The sequence below is a fragment of the Massilia oculi genome (assembly GCF_003143515.1).
Lineage (GTDB): Bacteria > Pseudomonadota > Gammaproteobacteria > Burkholderiales > Burkholderiaceae_D > Telluria > Telluria oculi.
In genome coordinates this window covers 1,164,207-1,179,800 of record NZ_CP029343.1, presented here as the reverse complement: position 1 = coordinate 1,179,800, position 15,594 = coordinate 1,164,207, and the positions used below count along the sequence as shown (strand labels likewise).

Here is a 15,594-nt window from a genome sequence, read left to right as displayed (position 1 = left end):
CCAACCGCGGAAGTATTAGAATAACCCCATGGCAACGAAGCACGATACTGAACAGCTGCTCGAGCGGCAGACCGTCGAACCGCCTCCGCTGTACCAGGTGGCGCTACTGAACGATGACTACACGCCGATGGAGTTCGTGGTCGCCGTGATCCAGGAGTATTTCAACAAGGATCGCGAAACCGCAACCCAGATCATGCTCTCTGTTCACCGTCATGGTAAGGGTGTGTGTGGGGTGTTTTCCAAAGATATAGCGTGTACCAAAGTGGAGTTTGTCTTAACGCATGCGCGCAAGGCCGGGCACCCCCTGCAGTGCGTGATGGAGGAAGTATGATTGCGCAGGAACTTGAAGTATCCCTACACATGGCCTTTGTCGAGGCACGCCAGGCACGCCACGAATTCATCACCGTGGAACACCTGCTGCTCGCGCTGCTCGATAATCCATCGGCCGCCGAAGTCCTGCGTGCGTGCGCGGTCAATATCGAAGACCTGCGCAAGACCTTGACTAATTTTATCGGTGACAACACCCCGACCGTGCCGGGCACGGGCGAGGTCGACACACAGCCGACGCTCGGTTTCCAGCGCGTGATCCAGCGCGCCATCATGCACGTGCAGTCGGCTTCGAACGGCAAGAAAGAAGTGACCGGCGCGAATGTGCTGGTCGCGATCTTCGGCGAGAAGGATTCGCATGCCGTCTATTACCTGCACCAGCAGGGCGTGACGCGCCTGGACGTCGTCAACTTCATCTCGCACGGCGTGCGCAAGGACCAGCAGATGGACACCCAGAAGGCGTCCGAAGGCGTGGAAGAAGCGCAGGTCGAAGGCCAGGCGAAGGAGTCGCCGCTCGACCAGTTCACCCAGAACCTGAACAAGGCGGCCGCCGACGGCAAGATCGATCCGCTGATCGGACGCGAGGAAGAAGTCGACCGCGTGATCCAGATCCTGTGCCGCCGCCGCAAGAACAACCCGCTGCTGGTGGGCGAGGCCGGCGTCGGCAAGACCGCGATCGCGGAAGGCCTGGCCTGGCGCATCGTGCAGGAGGACGTGCCCGAGATTCTGCAGAACGCCGTCGTGTTCTCGCTCGACATGGGCGCGCTGCTGGCCGGCACCAAGTACCGCGGCGATTTCGAGCAGCGCCTGAAGGCCGTGCTCAAGCAGATCAAGGACACCCCGAACGGCATCCTGTTCATCGACGAGATCCACACGATCATCGGCGCCGGCTCGGCCTCGGGCGGCACGCTCGACGCGTCGAACCTGCTCAAGCCGGCACTGGCCAATGGCCAGCTCAAGTGCATCGGCGCGACCACGTTCACCGAATTCCGCGGCGTGTTCGAGAAAGACCATGCGCTCTCGCGCCGGTTCCAGAAAGTCGACGTCAACGAACCGTCGGTCGAGCAGACCGTGGCGATCCTGCGCGGCCTCAAGTCGCGCTTCGAAGAGCACCATGGCGTGAAATACTCGGCGTCGGCGCTGTCGACCGCGGCCGAACTGGCGGCGCGCTTCATCAACGACCGTCACCTGCCAGATAAAGCGATCGACGTGATCGACGAGGCCGGCGCGGCCCAGCGCATCCTGCCGAAGTCGAAGCAGAAGAAAACCATCGGCAAGACCGAGATCGAGGACATCATCGCCAAGATCGCCCGGATTCCGCCGCAAACGGTCAACCAGGACGACCGCAGCAAGCTGCAGACGATCGACCGCGACCTGCGCAACGTCGTGTTCGGCCAAGACCCCGCGATCGAGGCGCTGTCGGCCGCGATCAAGATGGCGCGTGCGGGCCTGGGCAAGACCGACAAGCCGATCGGCTCCTTCCTGTTCTCCGGTCCGACCGGCGTCGGCAAGACCGAGGTGGCGAAACAGCTGGCCTTCATCCTGGGCATCGAGCTGGTGCGCTTCGACATGTCCGAGTACATGGAGCGTCACGCCGTGTCGCGCCTGATCGGCGCGCCGCCGGGCTACGTCGGCTTCGACCAGGGCGGCCTGCTGACCGAGGCGATCACCAAGAAGCCGCACACCGTGCTGCTGCTGGACGAGATCGAGAAGGCCCATCCGGACATCTTCAACATCCTGTTGCAGGTGATGGACCATGGCACCCTGACCGACAACAACGGTCGCAAGGCGGACTTCCGTAACGTGATCATCATCATGACCACCAATGCGGGCGCGGAGAGCCTGACCAAGCGTTCGCTGGGCTTCCTCGATTCGAAGGCGGCTGGCGACGAGATGGCCGACATCAAGCGCATGTTCACGCCGGAGTTCCGTAACCGCCTGGACGCGATCATCAGCTTCCGCGCGCTGGACGAAGACATCATCCTGCGCGTCGTCGACAAGTTCCTGATGCAGCTCGAAGAGCAGCTGCACGAGAAGAAGGTCGAAGCGGTGTTCACCGAGAAGCTGCGCAAGTTCCTCGGCCAGAAGGGCTTCGACCCGGCGATGGGCGCGCGTCCGATGTCGCGCCTGATCCAGGACATGATCCGCAAGGCGCTGGCCGACGAGCTGCTGTTCGGCCGCCTGGTCAACGGCGGCCGCGTGACGGTCGACCTGAACGAGAAGGACGACGTGGTCCTGGAGTTCCCGGAAGGCGACGCACTGCCGCCACCGGCACCGGCGGAGACGGTCGAGATCGAGTAACGGAGCGCGCCGTAAGGCGCTCTGAGCAAGAAGCCCGCGCACCCGGTGCCGCGGGCTTTTTTTTGGGCGCTGTACCCGTTAGATATGGATGAGCATTGAACTGCTGAGCTGACCCGCGGTCCAACCCCGGTCGTCATCGATCGGGAGCGCGCAATGAAAGCGCCGGAGTTTGCGAAGCTGTTCAACGGGTTGCCGCTGCTGAACCAGCCGCAGCGCCAGCAGGTGCTCGCCGTCCTGCATCCGGCAGCCGGGCTCGACCGAGTGATCGCCCTCATCGGCGAGATCCGGTCAAAGGAGCGCTGCTGCCCGGACTGCGGCTGCGAGCGTTGTCGCGCTGGCTACCCAACTACCTTGGCTGGCATTGGGCGATCGATGGTGGGAGGGTCCCTTCCGTCGAACAATTGCTGCGTATCGCATTCAAGGTCATCAACAGATAACGATGACAGCGCCTTTTTTTTGTTATCGGAACGATGCATGATGGCGCTCGGCGCTCACTCCAAGCGGCATAACTTTTATTCAACTTTCTTGTCTTTATTTTAAAAATATTTATAAAGAACCATGGTAATTCTTGAAATGTGAGTTCACGACGGTGTCATATAAAATTTCTAGAATGCACGCATCGTTGTCCCACCTCATCACGGACTACCCATGCGACTGCCACAGCTCAATACTTCCGCCAAGCTCATCGGCGCCTTCGGCATCCTCTCCCTCGTCATCGTGATCATCGCCGCCGTCGCGGTATGGCGCATGCACGCGGCGGATGTCATCACCTCCAACCTGGTCGACGACAAGCTGGCGAAGCAGCAGCTGGTATCCGACCTGCTCGGCATCGAACGCCTGAACGGCTCGCGCACGGTCTCGATCGCCCGCAGCGACAGCCTGGAACTGGCCGATTATTTCCAGGCCGAGCTGGCCGAAGGCCGCAAGAACATCGCCGCCATCGAGGCGAAGCTGGCCAAGCTGCCGGTGTCGGAGCGCGAGCGCGCGATGCTGCAGGACGCGGCCCGCCACAAGGCCGCGCTGGGTACGGTGCAGGAAGCGCTGTTCAAGGCCAAGGACCTGGGCCAGACCGGCCTGGTCGAGGACATCCTGACCAGGCAGTGGGAACCGGGCTACAAGGCCAAGGTCGGCGCCTTTGAAGCCCTGCTCGCCCACGAGAGCAGCGAGGCGCACCGTCTGGCCGACGAAACGACCGCCTCGTCGAGCTTCAGCAAGATCCTGCTGCTGGGCCTGGGCGGCGCGGCGCTGCTGGTCGGCGCCGGCCTGGCCTGGGCCTTGAGCCGCAACCTGGTGGTGCCGCTGAAGCAGGCCGCGATGCTGGCCGAGCAGGTCGCCCACGGCGACCTGCGTCCGACGATCCAGCACCAGCGCACGGACGAGATCGGCCGCCTGTTCGACGCCCTCAACGGCATGACCCACGGCGTCTCGCATACCGTGTCGCAGGTGCTGGTCGGCGCCCAGGCGATCGATTCGGCCTCGAACGAGATCGCCGAAGGCAACCAGGATCTGTCGAACCGCACCGAGCGCCAGGCCGACGCGCTGCGCCAGACGGTAAGCGCGATGGATGAACTGAGCGAGGCGATCGCCAGCAACAACGCCAATGCGAAGAACGCCAATGCCCTGGCCCAGACCGCGTCGGGCGTCGCCACCGAAGGCGCGCGGGCGGTCGAGCAGCTGGTGGCGCGCATGGAAGCGATCAAGGTTTCGGCCGCGCGCATCGTCGACATCACCGGCATGATCGACAGCATCGCCTTCCAGACCAATATCCTGGCGCTGAACGCGGCGGTGGAAGCGGCGCGCGCCGGCAGCGAAGGCCGTGGCTTTGCCGTGGTGGCCAGCGAGGTGCGCAACCTGGCCCAGCACTCGGCCGGAGCGGCCAAGGAAATCAAGAAGCTGGTCCAGGAGTCGTCGAGCGAGATCGAGGCCGGCACCGGCATGGCCGAATCGGCCGGCTCGACCATGCGCGCGATGCTGCAGCACGTGCACGAAGTGGCCGGCATTCTCGGCCAGATCCACACCGCCAGCGCGGGCCAGGCCATCGGTGTCACCCAGGTCAGCAAGTCGATCGCCGAGATCGACATGTCGACCCAGCAGAACGCGGCGATGGTGGAAGAAGCCGCGGCGGCGGCGGCCTCGATGCGCCAGCAGGCGGCGGAGTTGTCGGCGCTGGTGGCGACCTTCAAGCTGCGCAGCGCGCTGGCCGCGCCGGAGCAGCCGCATCGGCGCCTGCTCGAAGCGGCTTGACGTTCAGATCGCCGCCAATGCGCGGCGCAGATCCTCGCGCTGGTCATCGACATGCTCGATGCCCACCGACAGGCGGATCAGCCCATCGCCGATGCCGAGCGCGGCGCGCTGCTCGGGCGGAATGGTGGCGTGGGTCATCAGCGCCGGATGCTCGATCAGGCTTTCCACGCCGCCCAGGCTCTCGGCCAGGGTGAACACTTCGCAGGCTTCCAGGAAGCGGCGCGCGCCGGCGATATCGGTGTCGAGGTCGATCGAGACGATGCCGCCATAACCGTGCATCTGGTGGCGCGCCAGCGCGTGCTGCGGGTGCGATTCCAGGCCCGGGTAAAACACCTTGCGTACTTGCGGTTGCTGCTCGAGCCAGCTGGCCAGCAGCATGGCATTGGCGTTGCTGCGCTCGACGCGCAGGGCCAGCGTCTTGATCCCGCGCAGCACCAGGAAGCTGTCGAACGGGCCCTGGATGGCGCCCACGGCGTTCTGGATGAAGCCGAGCTTCTCGGCCAGGCCGGTCTGGGCGTCGCCGGCGCCGACCACGGCCACCCCGCCGATCACGTCCGAGTGGCCGTTCATGTACTTGGTGGTGGAATGCACCACGATGTCGAAGCCGTGCGCCAGGGGACGCTGGTTGATCGGGCTGGCGAAGGTGTTGTCGCACACGCTGATGATGCCGCGCGCGTGGCAGATGCCGGCGATCGCCGTCAGGTCGGCCAGCTTGAGCATCGGGTTGGTCGGGGTCTCGACCCACACCATGCGCGTTTCGGGCTTGATGGCGGCGGCCAGCGCGTCGGGGTCGGACAGGTCGACGTAGGTGAACGACAGGCCGGCGCTGTCGCGGCGCACGCGCTCGAACAGGCGGTAGGTGCCGCCATACATATCGTCGCCGGCCACGATGTGCGCGCCGGCCGGGAGCAGCTCGAGCACCGCCGCGATCGCGGCCAGGCCGGAAGCGAAGGCGAAGGCGGCGCGGCCGCCCTCGATGTCGGCCACGCAGCGCTCCAGCGCCCAGCGCGTCGGGTTGTGCGAGCGGCCGTAATCGAGGCCCTTGTGCACGCCAGGGCTCTCCTGGCGGAAGGTCGAGGTGGCGAAGATGGGCGGCATCACGGCGCCGGTGGCCGGTTCGGGCGACTGTCCGCCGTGGATGACGCGGGTGGCCAGGTGGCGCTTGAATTCGATGGGATGAGATGGATTAGTCAAGACAGGGTCCTTCGCAGATGGTTGAGCAGGTCGTAGCGCGTGATCAGGCCGTAGAAGGTCGGCCCGTCGGCAATGACGGCGGTCAGGCCGCGGTCGAGGATCTCGCGCAGCTGGCCCATGCTCGCCGCCGGATGCAGCGTTTGCAGTTCGGACGTCATGGTGCCGGACACCGGCGCATTGAAGCGCGCGGTATCTTGCGTCACCTGGTGCAGCAGGTCGGATTCGTCGATCAGGCCCAGCAGCCGGCCGCCGGCGTCGACCACCGGCAACTGCTGCAGGTCGCTCGAGCGCATGCGGTTGAAGGCGGTAAGCAGGGTGTCGTCGGGCGAGAGCGTGATGACTTCGCCCAGGTCGTGGCGGCGGCCGATCAGGTCGCGCAGGTCGCCTGTTCTGGGTCGCGTGATCAGGCCCTGGTCGACCATCCAGCCGTCGCTGTACACCTTGGAGAGGTAGCGGGTGCCGGTGTCGCACACGAAGGTGACCACGCGCTTGGGGCGGGTCTGCGCACGGCAATAGCGCAGCGCCGCCGCCAGCAGGGTGCCGGTGGAGGAGCCCGCCAGGATGCCCTCGCGCTGCAGCAGCAGGCGCGCGGTCGAGAAACTCTCTTCGTCGCTGATGGTATAGGCGGTTTTTACGCGCGACAGGTCGGCGATGCCGGGGATGAAATCCTCGCCGATGCCCTCGACCGCCCACGAGCCCGCGTGTTGCGAGACGTGGCCGGTCTCGACGTACTCGGCCAGGATCGAGCCTTTCGGATCGGCCAGGACGAATTCGAGCAGGGGCTGGGTCTTTTTAAAATAGCGCGACAGGCCGGTGAGGGTGCCGGATGAGCCGACGCCGACCACGATGGCGTCGAGCTTGTGGTTGGTCTGGTCCCAGATCTCGGGGCCGGTCGTCGTTTCGTGGGCGCGCGGATTGGCCGGATTGTTGAACTGGTCGGCGAACCAGGCGCCGGGAATTTCTTTCGCCAGGCGCGCGGCGTAGTCCTGGTAATACTCGGGATGGCCCTTGCCGACGTCGGAGCGGGTCAGGTGGATCTCGGCGCCGAGCGCCTTCAGGTGCAGGACTTTCTCGGCCGCCATTTTATCGGGCACGACGAGCACGACGCGGTAGCCCTTGATGCACGCCACCAGCGCCAGGCCCAGGCCGGTATTGCCGGCCGTGGCCTCGATCACGGTGCCGCCGGGCTGCAGCAGGCCGTCGTGCTCGGCCTGCTCGATCATGGTCTTGCCGATGCGGTCCTTGATGGAACCGCCCGGGTTCTGCGATTCGAGCTTGAGGAACAGCTGGCAGGGGCCGGTATCGATCCGGGTGACTTCCACCAGCGGGGTATCGCCGATCAGCGAAAACAGTGCAGCTTGCGACGCATGTTGCATATTGCCTCCGTTAAGCCGGCCAGCCGGCGCGGGTAGCGCAAGAGTCCGCGGCGGGCCGGCGTGCTACGACGAACTGGCGCGGATCGGCGCCAGCACTCTGAAGGATCATGATACGAGCTTTTGTCGAGCGCTGCTTTGGAGAAGCTTAAGGTTTTGCTAAGTCTCGGTCTTGAGGCGGCGCCACAGGGTCGTGCGGCTGATCCCGAGGTGCTGCGCGGCAAGATCGCGTTGTCCGCCGAAGCGCGCCAGCACGGCAGCCACCGATTCGCGCCCAGGCGCAGGGGAGGGCGCCGTGCCAGGGGCCGCCACTTCTCGCCCCAGTTCCGGCGCCACCGACAGCATGAAGGCCGGCGTCAAGGCCTGCAGCGGCTCGGCCGCCAGGAACAGGGCGACCCGTTCCATCAGGTTGCGCAGCTCGCGCACATTGCCCGGCCAGGCATAGGAAGCGAGCAGGGGCGCGCAAGCGGTGATCTCGGCCGCCAGGTTCGGATGCGGACGCGCATCGAGCGCGGCCAACGCCTGTTTCAACGACCATTCGGCCAGCGGCGCGATGTCCTGCGCCCGGGCACGCAGCGGCGGCAAGGCCAGGCGCAGTACCGCCAGCCGATAGAACAGGTCGGCCCGAAAACGTCCTTCGCGCACCCGCGCTTCCAGATCGCAGTGGGTGGCGCTGATCACGCGCACGTCGATCGGCACCGGCCGGGTGCCGCCGACCCGCATCACCTCGCGTTCTTCCAGCACGCGCAGCAGGCGGGTCTGCAGCGCCAGCGGCATTTCACCGATCTCGTCCAAGAACAGGGTGCCGCCGTTGGCGGCCTCGAACAGGCCGGCGTGGCCGCCGCGGCGCGCGCCGGTAAACGCGCCTTCCTCGTGGCCGAACAGTTCCGACTCCAGCAGCGACTCGGCGATCGCGCCGCAGTTCACCGCCACGAAGGGGCGGTTGGCGCCGCGGCGCGGACTTTCGCGGTGGATCGCCTGGGCCACCAGTTCCTTGCCGCTGCCGGTCTCGCCCTCGATCAGCACGGTGCTGGGCGAGCGCGCGTACAGCACCACGGTCTGGCGCAGGCGCTCCATCGCGGGCGAGTCGCCGCGCAAGTCGTTCATGCCGCGCCGCGCGCGTTGTTCAGTGGGCTTGCGCCGTCCACGGCCGGCCTCGAGCCGGGTCAGGCGCGCCAGTTCCAGCGCATCGTCGAAGGCCTGGCGGATCGAGGCCGCCGAATACAGGAACACGCCGGTCAGCCCGGCTTCCTCGGCCAGGTCGGTGATCAATCCGGCGCCGACGATCACGGCGATGCCCTCGGCCTTGAGTTCGTGCACCGCGGCGCGCGCATCCTCGCGCGTGACATAAGTGCGCTGGGCCAGGTCGAGGCCGAAGGTGGCGGCGAAGTCGCCCAGTTCCGGCAGTGGCGCCTGGTAGCTGATGACGCCGATGCGGTGCGAGACGCGGCGCGCCCGCGCCAGCGCCTTCAGTACGTCGAAGCCGCTGGCCTTGGCCGCCACCACCGGCACCGACACGCGGCCCTTGAGCCAGGCGGCATTCGAGCCGGCCGCGATGACCACGTCACAGTGTTCAGTAGCCAGGCGCTCGCGGATATGTTTCGCAGCCTCGTCAAAACCAAGATGCAGCGGTTCGATCAAAGCTAGGTGGTCGTATTCGACGGTGATGTCGCGGAACAGGTCGGACAGGCGCGAGACGGAGACGGTCCAGATGACGGGCTTGTCGCCGGCATCGAGCGGGGAACGGGACGAATTCATGTTTCAAGTCTAGTGCATTTTTCGGAGTAACGTTTCAATTTGAAACGCCGCAACGTAAGCGAACGGGCGGTCAATAACTTCGATGCCGTAAGAATCCGGTAAGGGGGCGCCCGTAGGATGGGTCTCAGCCGCAAAGGCAACACCAGAAAAACCAGGAGACAAAATTGGATCAAGACGTCGTACAAAGGGTCAAGAGCGACCCGAATTACCTCAAGCTCAAAGAGACCCGTTCCAGGTTCGGCTGGACGCTGACCTGGGCCATGATGATCGTGTACTACGGCTTCACGCTGCTGGTCGCCTTCAACAAGGAGTTCATGGGTTCCCGCATCGGTGACGGCGTCATGACCTGGGGCATTCCCCTGGGCCTGTTCGTCATCGTGTTCACCGTCGTCATCACCGGCATCTACGTGCGCCGCGCCAACCGCGAGTACGACGAGCTGAGCGACGCCATCAAAGCGAAAGTGGGTGCCTGATGAAACGCTTCCACACCGCAGCCGCTCTCGCCGCGTTGGCTTCCCTTGCCGCCGCCGGCATCGCCCAGGCCGCCCCTGACCTTGGCCAGGGCGTCAAGCAAGCCACCAACTGGACCGCCATCATCATGTTCGGCGTGTTCGTGCTGGGCACCCTGTACATCACCAAATGGGCTGCAGCCAAGACCCGTTCGGCATCCGACTTCTATACCGCCGGCGGCGGCATCACCGGCTTCCAGAACGGCCTCGCGATCGCGGGCGACTTCATGTCGGCCGCCTCCTTCCTGGGCATTTCCGCCGCCGTGTTCCTGGACGGCTTCGATGGCCTGATCTATGCGATCGGCTTCCTGGTCGGCTGGCCCGTCATCACCTTCCTGATGGCCGAGCGGCTGCGCAACCTGGGCCGCTTCACCTTCGCCGACGTGGCCTCCTACCGCTTTGCCCAGAAGCCGATCCGCGTGTTCGCGGCCTCCGGCACCCTGGTCGTGGTGGCCTTCTACCTGATCGCGCAGATGGTCGGCGCCGGCCAGCTGATCAAGCTGCTGTTCGGCCTGGACTACTGGATCGCGGTGGTGCTGGTCGGCATCCTGATGATGGTCTACGTGCTGTTCGGTGGCATGACCGCCACCACCTGGGTGCAGATCATCAAGGCCGTGCTGCTGCTGTCGGGCGCCTCGTTCATGGCGTTCTCGGTGCTGGCCCAGTACAACTTCAGCCCGTCGCAACTGTTCCAGTCGGCCACCGAGCTGCACGCCAAGGGCGACGCCATCATGGGCCCGGGCAGCTTCATCAAGGACCCGATTTCCGCGATTTCGTTCGGCATGGCGCTGATGTTCGGCACCGCCGGCCTGCCGCACATCCTGATGCGCTTCTTCACCGTCCCGAGCGCCAAGGAAGCGCGTAAATCGGTGCTGTGGGCCACCACCTGGATCGGCTACTTCTACATCCTGACCTTCATCATCGGTTTCGGCGCGATCGTGCTGGTCGGCACCAACCCGGCCTTCAAGGATGCAGCCGGTGCACTGCTGGGCGGTAACAATATGGCGGCAGTCCACCTGGCGCAAGCCGTGGGCGGCGATGTCTTCCTGGGCTTCATCTCGGCCGTGGCCTTCGCGACCATCCTGGCGGTGGTGGCCGGCCTGACCCTGTCGGGCGCCTCGGCGGTCTCGCACGACCTGTACGCGACCGTGTTCAAGAAAGGCCAGGCAACCAGCGCCAACGAGCTGAAGGTGTCGAAGATCACCACCATCTGCCTCGGCATCATCGCCGTGCTGCTGGGTATCGCCTTCGAAAAGCAGAACGTCGCCTTCATGGTGTCGCTGGCCTTCGCGATTGCCGCTTCGGCCAACTTCCCGGTGCTGTTCATGTCGGTGCTGTGGAAAGACTGCACCACCCGCGGCGCCACCGTGGGCGGCTTCCTGGGCCTGGCGACCGCGGTCATCCTGACCGTGCTGTCGAAGTCGGTGTGGGTCGACGTGCTGGGCAACGGTGCCGCGATCTTCCCGTACGCGTCGCCGGCGATCTTCTCGATGGCGGTCGGCTTCTTCGGCATCTGGATCTTCTCGATCACCGACAAGGGCCCGCGCGCACGCATCGACCGCGCCGGCTTCGAGGCGCAGGAAGTGCGCGCCGAGACCGGTATCGGTGCGGCGGGCGCGTCGGCGCACTGAACCGTCGTTGAGTATCAAAAAGGGGCGGCCTGAAAGGGCCGCCCTTTTTTATTTGCCCGACGTCGCGTCCCACGGCTCGAGGCTGAAGGCCGCACCTTCGATGTGGCGGACGGCGGGTTCGCCCGCGAGATAGTCCTGCAAGCCCGCCATGAACAGCTGGTGGTCGTCGCTCGTTTCGAAGCGTGGGGTGTGATCTTCCAGTGTCTGCCAGCGCACGATGAGCGTGAACTGTTGCGGCAGCTCGATCCCGGGCGCCAGCAAATGGCCCCGATAACCCTTCGCGCGGGTCAGCAGGTGAGCGACGTCGGCAAATGCATGTCTGAACGCGTCGGTGTGTTCAGGCCGGACGAGCAGGGTGGCGATTTCGTAAACCATGACGTTCCTTTCGACGTGAATCAACCGGTTCAGGCTTGCGCGCTCGTGCGATCGGCCAGCGGCCCCACCGCGATCGCGATCTTCCCCCTGAGGCCGTTGTCACGGCTTTCCAGCCGCGCATGCGCAAGCGGGATGTCGGCCAGCGAGTAGACGGCGCCGACGTGGGGCCTCAGCTGGCCGCGCTCGATCAAGGCGCTCAGTTCGTCGAGCTTGCCGCGGTTCTGGCGGGTGAAGACGAAGTGGTAGCTCGCATTCTTGCCCCAGGCCTGGATCAGGTTCTGCGGTATCGCGATGTCCACGATCGACACCACGCGGCCGAGCTGCGCCAGCACGTCGGGGCTGCGCGTCAAGGTGTCGCCGCCGATGGTGTCGAACACCACGTCGACGCCGTGGCCACCGGTCTCGCGCACGATGGCCTCGACATAGTCCTCTTTCGTGTAATCGATGACCACGTCGGCGCCCAGGGAGCGTGCGAACGCGAAGTTCTCTTCCTTTACCGTGGTGAACACGCGGGCGCCCATGGCCTTGGCGACCTGGATCACGACGTGTCCCACTCCGCCCGCGCCGCCATGGATCAGGACGCTTTCCCCGGCTTTCAGCTGTGCACGGACGGCGAGCGCTTCCCAGGCGGTGCCGCCGACGAGGGTCAGGCTGGCGGCCTCGAGATGGGTGAGCGACGCGGGCTTCCTGCCGACGATGCTCTCGTTGGCGACATGGTATTCGGCATAGCTTCCGGGACCATCGAAGATTTGCGGGGTGTACCAGACTTCGTCGCCCGGCGCGAACGCGGTCACGCCCGGTCCGACTTGCTCGACCACGCCCGAGACGTCGTGACCGGTGATGCCCGGCAGCGGCACCAGGTCGGCGTAGTCGCCGCGGCGCACCTGATAGTCGAGGGGATTGATGGAGGTTGCCTGCACACGCACCAGCACCTGGCCGGCCTGCGGTACGGGTTTTTGGACGTCGCGCAGTTCGAACGATTCCGGGCCGCCAAAAGAAGTGAGCACTTGAGCTTTCATGATTGTTTCCTCGTTTCGTTAAAAAGGGATATCGGGAATTATCGATATTTACTGGCAAAAAAATTTATAGCTCTTTGCCGATGATCTCGGCGAGCGCACTGATGGCTGCCTCATTGCGCTTGTAGTACGTCCACTGGCCAATGCGCCTGACTTCCACCAGGCCGGCTCTTTGCAGCGTCGCGAGATAATCGGACACGGTCGACTGGGACAGGCCGACACCTTCCTGGATGCTGCTGACACAGACGCCAACCGTGTGCACATCGCCCTCATCCTGCGGAGGGAAATGGTTCTCGGGATCCTTCAAGCCTTTCAAAATGTCGAGGCGTGTGCGGTTCGAGAGGGCTTTGAAGACATCGAGCAGTTCCATGGATTCCAGTATATCGGGATATCCCGATATGTCAAGCCACTCGTTCAGATCGTAGTGCCTTTAAGCTGGCCTTAATTGTTTCACGCGTTGCATCCCGCCGTTTCAGTATGAAACGATGGAGCCTCGACGGCAGGCGCGGGCGTGCGCGGTAATGCAGTCTAAGTGTTTGAATACAATGGAAAATGAATGCTGTTTAGCCATGATGAACAGGGCTGGCACGCGGTTTGCAATACCAATCCAGACAACAACCGCATCTGAAAGGACACCGCATGACCAAGCTCTCCGCCGGCGCCGCATTCCGCAAGGCAATGCAGGAAGAATCCCCTTTGCAAGTGGTCGGCGCCATCAACGCCAACCACGCCCTGCTGGCCCAGCGTGCCGGCTTCAAGGCGATCTACCTGTCGGGCGGCGGGGTCGCGGCGGGTTCGCTGGGTTTGCCGGATCTCGGCATCTCGAACCTGGACGACGTCCTGATCGACGTGCGCCGCATCACCGATGTGTGCGACCTGCCGCTGCTGGTCGACGTCGACACCGGTTTCGGCGCCTCGGCCTTCAACGTGGCGCGTACGGTGCGCACCCTGGCCAAGGCCGGCGCCGCCGCCTGCCACATCGAAGACCAGGTCGGCGCCAAGCGCTGCGGCCACCGTCCGGGCAAGGAAATCGTCAGCAAGGACGAGATGGTCGACCGCATCAAGGCCGCCGCCGATGCCCGTCCGTACGACGAGTTCGTGATCATGGCGCGCACCGACGCGCTGGCCGTGGACGGGCTGGACGCCGCCATCGAGCGCGCCGTGGCGTGCGTGGAAGCCGGCGCCGACATGATCTTCCCCGAGGCAATGACGAGCCTGGAGATGTACAAGCAGTTCGCCGACGCGGTCAAGGTGCCGGTGCTGGCCAATATCACCGAATTCGGTTCCACGCCGCTGTTCACCGTCGACGAATTGAAGGGCGCCGGTGTCGGCCTGGTGCTGTATCCGCTGTCGGCCTTCCGCGCGATGAACAAGGCGGCCGAGAACGTGTACACCGCGATCCGTCGCGACGGCACCCAGCAGAACGTGCTCGACACCATGCAGACCCGCGCCGAACTGTACGACCGCATCGACTACCATCGCTACGAACAGAAGCTCGACGCGCTGTTCGCCCAGAACAAAGCCAAGTAATCAGGAGACCAGGACATGAGCACCACCAACAACGAAACCCCAACCTTCAAGCCGAAGAAATCCGTGGCCCTGTCCGGCGTCGCCGCCGGCAATACCGCGCTGTGCTCGGTCGGCAAATCGGGCAACGACCTGCACTACCGCGGCTACGATATCCTGGACGTGGCCGATGCCTGCGAATTCGAGGAAATCGCCTATCTGCTGGTGCACGGCAAGCTGCCGAACGAGGCCGAGCTGCGCGGTTATAAAGCCAAGCTGAAGTCGCTGCGCGGCCTGCCGCAGGCGGTGAAAAGCGCGCTCGAAGCGCTGCCGGCCGGCGCCCATCCGATGGACGTGATGCGCACCGGCGTGTCGACCCTCGGCTGCGTGCTGCCGGAGAAGGACGACCACAACATCGCCGGCGCGCGCGACATCGCCGATCGCCTGATGGCCTCGTTCGGCTCGATGCTGCTGTACTGGTACCACTACAGCCATGCTGGCCGCCGCATCGACGTGGAAACCGACGACGATTCGATCGGCGGCCACTTCCTGCACCTGCTGCACGGCTTCAAGCCGAGCGAATCCTGGGTGCAGGCGATGCACACCTCGCTGATCCTGTATGCCGAGCACGAATTCAATGCCTCGACCTTCACCGCGCGCGTGGTCGCCGGCACCGGTTCCGACATGCACTCGGCCATCACCGGCGCCATCGGCGCGCTGCGCGGTCCGAAGCACGGCGGCGCCAACGAAGTAGCGCTCGACATCCAGAAGCGTTATGAAAACGCCGACGAAGCCGAGGCCGACATCCGCAACCGCATGGCCAACAAGGAAGTCGTGATCGGCTTCGGCCATCCGGTGTACACGATCTCGGACCCGCGCAACAAGGTGATCAAGGAAGTGGCGCGCTCGCTGTCTCTCGATGCCGGTTCGATGAAGATGTTCGACATCGCCGAACGCCTGGAGTCGGTGATGTGGGAAGTGAAAAAGATGTTCCCGAACCTGGACTGGTTCTCGGCCGTGTCGTACCACATGATGGGCGTGCCGACCGCCATGTTCACGCCGCTGTTCGTCATCTCGCGCACTTCGGGCTGGGCCGCCCACGTGATCGAGCAGCGCATCGACAACAAGATCATCCGCCCGAGCGCGAACTACGTCGGTCCGGAAGACCTGCAATTCGTGCCGCTGGCCGAGCGTAAGTAACTTATTCAGCACTACAGCATCTCGCACGTCGTTCCCGCGTAGGCGGGAACCCAAGTCAGTTCGCAGGCCAGAAGGGCGATCGTTGCCATGCGCGCTTGACTTGGATCCCCGCCTTCGCGGGGATGACGGTTTCACGGTTAACTTATATATTGAGCTGTAT

General features: G+C 64.6%; 13 protein-coding genes and 2 pseudogenes. 9 read left to right on the top strand and 6 right to left on the bottom strand.

The genetic code is table 11. The features are described 5' to 3' along the window. The first annotated feature begins 28 nt into the window (after positions 1-28). The 5 genes and pseudogenes from clpS (at position 29) to DIR46_RS05455 (ending at position 4,872) form a co-directional block, all read left to right on the top strand. On the top strand, positions 29-331 hold the full coding sequence (clpS, locus tag DIR46_RS05475) for an ATP-dependent Clp protease adapter ClpS (RefSeq protein WP_109344334.1): 303 nt from the start codon (positions 29-31) through the stop codon (positions 329-331). Continuing rightward, positions 328-2,628 (top strand): ATP-dependent Clp protease ATP-binding subunit ClpA, encoded by a 2,301-nt coding sequence (gene clpA / locus DIR46_RS05470; protein ID WP_109344333.1) that lies wholly within the window; start codon positions 328-330, stop codon positions 2,626-2,628. The genes clpS and clpA overlap by 4 nt, the downstream gene beginning before the upstream one ends. A 153-nt stretch (positions 2,629-2,781) precedes the next feature. After that, positions 2,782-2,958: pseudogene (locus tag DIR46_RS28040) on the top strand (IS1595 family transposase); the annotation flags it as partial. Then, positions 2,958-3,065 (top strand): annotated as a pseudogene (locus DIR46_RS28035) (IS1595 family transposase); the annotation flags it as partial. The pseudogenes DIR46_RS28040 and DIR46_RS28035, both read left to right, overlap by 1 nt. A gap of 211 nt (positions 3,066-3,276) precedes the next feature. Beyond that, a complete protein-coding gene (locus DIR46_RS05455; RefSeq protein ID WP_109344332.1) occupies positions 3,277-4,872 on the top strand; it encodes a methyl-accepting chemotaxis protein in 1,596 nt (531 codons plus the stop codon). 3 nt (positions 4,873-4,875) lie between these two features. Here DIR46_RS05455 and DIR46_RS05450 read toward each other — a convergent pair whose 3' ends face one another. From DIR46_RS05450 to prpR, 3 genes are all read right to left on the bottom strand, one after another. After that, on the bottom strand, positions 4,876-6,066 hold the full coding sequence (locus tag DIR46_RS05450) for a trans-sulfuration enzyme family protein (RefSeq protein WP_229446503.1): 1,191 nt from the start codon (positions 6,064-6,066) through the stop codon (positions 4,876-4,878). Continuing rightward, a complete protein-coding gene (locus DIR46_RS05445) occupies positions 6,063-7,442 on the bottom strand; it encodes a pyridoxal-phosphate dependent enzyme (RefSeq protein WP_109344331.1) in 1,380 nt (459 codons plus the stop codon). Before DIR46_RS05445 ends, DIR46_RS05450 begins: the two co-directional genes overlap by 4 nt. 156 nt (positions 7,443-7,598) lie before the next feature. Further along, positions 7,599-9,197, bottom strand: coding sequence for a propionate catabolism operon regulatory protein PrpR (gene prpR / locus DIR46_RS05440; RefSeq protein ID WP_109344330.1), 1,599 nt, complete (start codon positions 9,195-9,197; stop codon positions 7,599-7,601). A gap of 164 nt (positions 9,198-9,361) precedes the next feature. Between prpR and DIR46_RS05435 the strand changes: the two genes are divergently transcribed. Then, positions 9,362-9,670, top strand: coding sequence for a DUF485 domain-containing protein (locus tag DIR46_RS05435; protein ID WP_109344329.1), 309 nt, complete (start codon positions 9,362-9,364; stop codon positions 9,668-9,670). Next, entirely contained in the window at positions 9,670-11,337 is a 1,668-nt protein-coding gene (locus DIR46_RS05430; RefSeq protein WP_109344328.1) for a cation acetate symporter, read from the top strand. Before DIR46_RS05435 ends, DIR46_RS05430 begins: the two co-directional genes overlap by 1 nt. A gap of 48 nt (positions 11,338-11,385) precedes the next feature. On the opposite strand, the gene DIR46_RS05425 is transcribed toward DIR46_RS05430, so the two are convergent. From DIR46_RS05425 to DIR46_RS05415, 3 genes are all read right to left on the bottom strand, one after another. After that, positions 11,386-11,712: an antibiotic biosynthesis monooxygenase family protein gene (locus DIR46_RS05425; protein ID WP_109344327.1), complete on the bottom strand. Its 327-nt coding sequence runs from the start codon at positions 11,710-11,712 to the stop codon at positions 11,386-11,388. A 29-nt stretch (positions 11,713-11,741) separates the two neighbouring features. Continuing rightward, positions 11,742-12,731 (bottom strand): zinc-dependent alcohol dehydrogenase family protein, encoded by a 990-nt coding sequence (locus tag DIR46_RS05420; protein ID WP_109344326.1) that lies wholly within the window; start codon positions 12,729-12,731, stop codon positions 11,742-11,744. A gap of 64 nt (positions 12,732-12,795) precedes the next feature. Then, on the bottom strand, positions 12,796-13,098 hold the full coding sequence (locus DIR46_RS05415) for an ArsR/SmtB family transcription factor (RefSeq protein WP_109344325.1): 303 nt from the start codon (positions 13,096-13,098) through the stop codon (positions 12,796-12,798). A 269-nt stretch (positions 13,099-13,367) separates the two neighbouring features. Between DIR46_RS05415 and prpB the strand changes: the two genes are divergently transcribed. Both prpB and prpC read left to right on the top strand, forming a co-directional pair. After that, positions 13,368-14,258 (top strand): methylisocitrate lyase, encoded by an 891-nt coding sequence (gene prpB / locus DIR46_RS05410; RefSeq protein ID WP_109344324.1) that lies wholly within the window; start codon positions 13,368-13,370, stop codon positions 14,256-14,258. A 15-nt stretch (positions 14,259-14,273) separates the two neighbouring features. Further along, a complete protein-coding gene (prpC, locus tag DIR46_RS05405) occupies positions 14,274-15,434 on the top strand; it encodes a bifunctional 2-methylcitrate synthase/citrate synthase (protein ID WP_109344323.1) in 1,161 nt (386 codons plus the stop codon). Positions 15,435-15,594 lie beyond the last annotated feature (160 nt).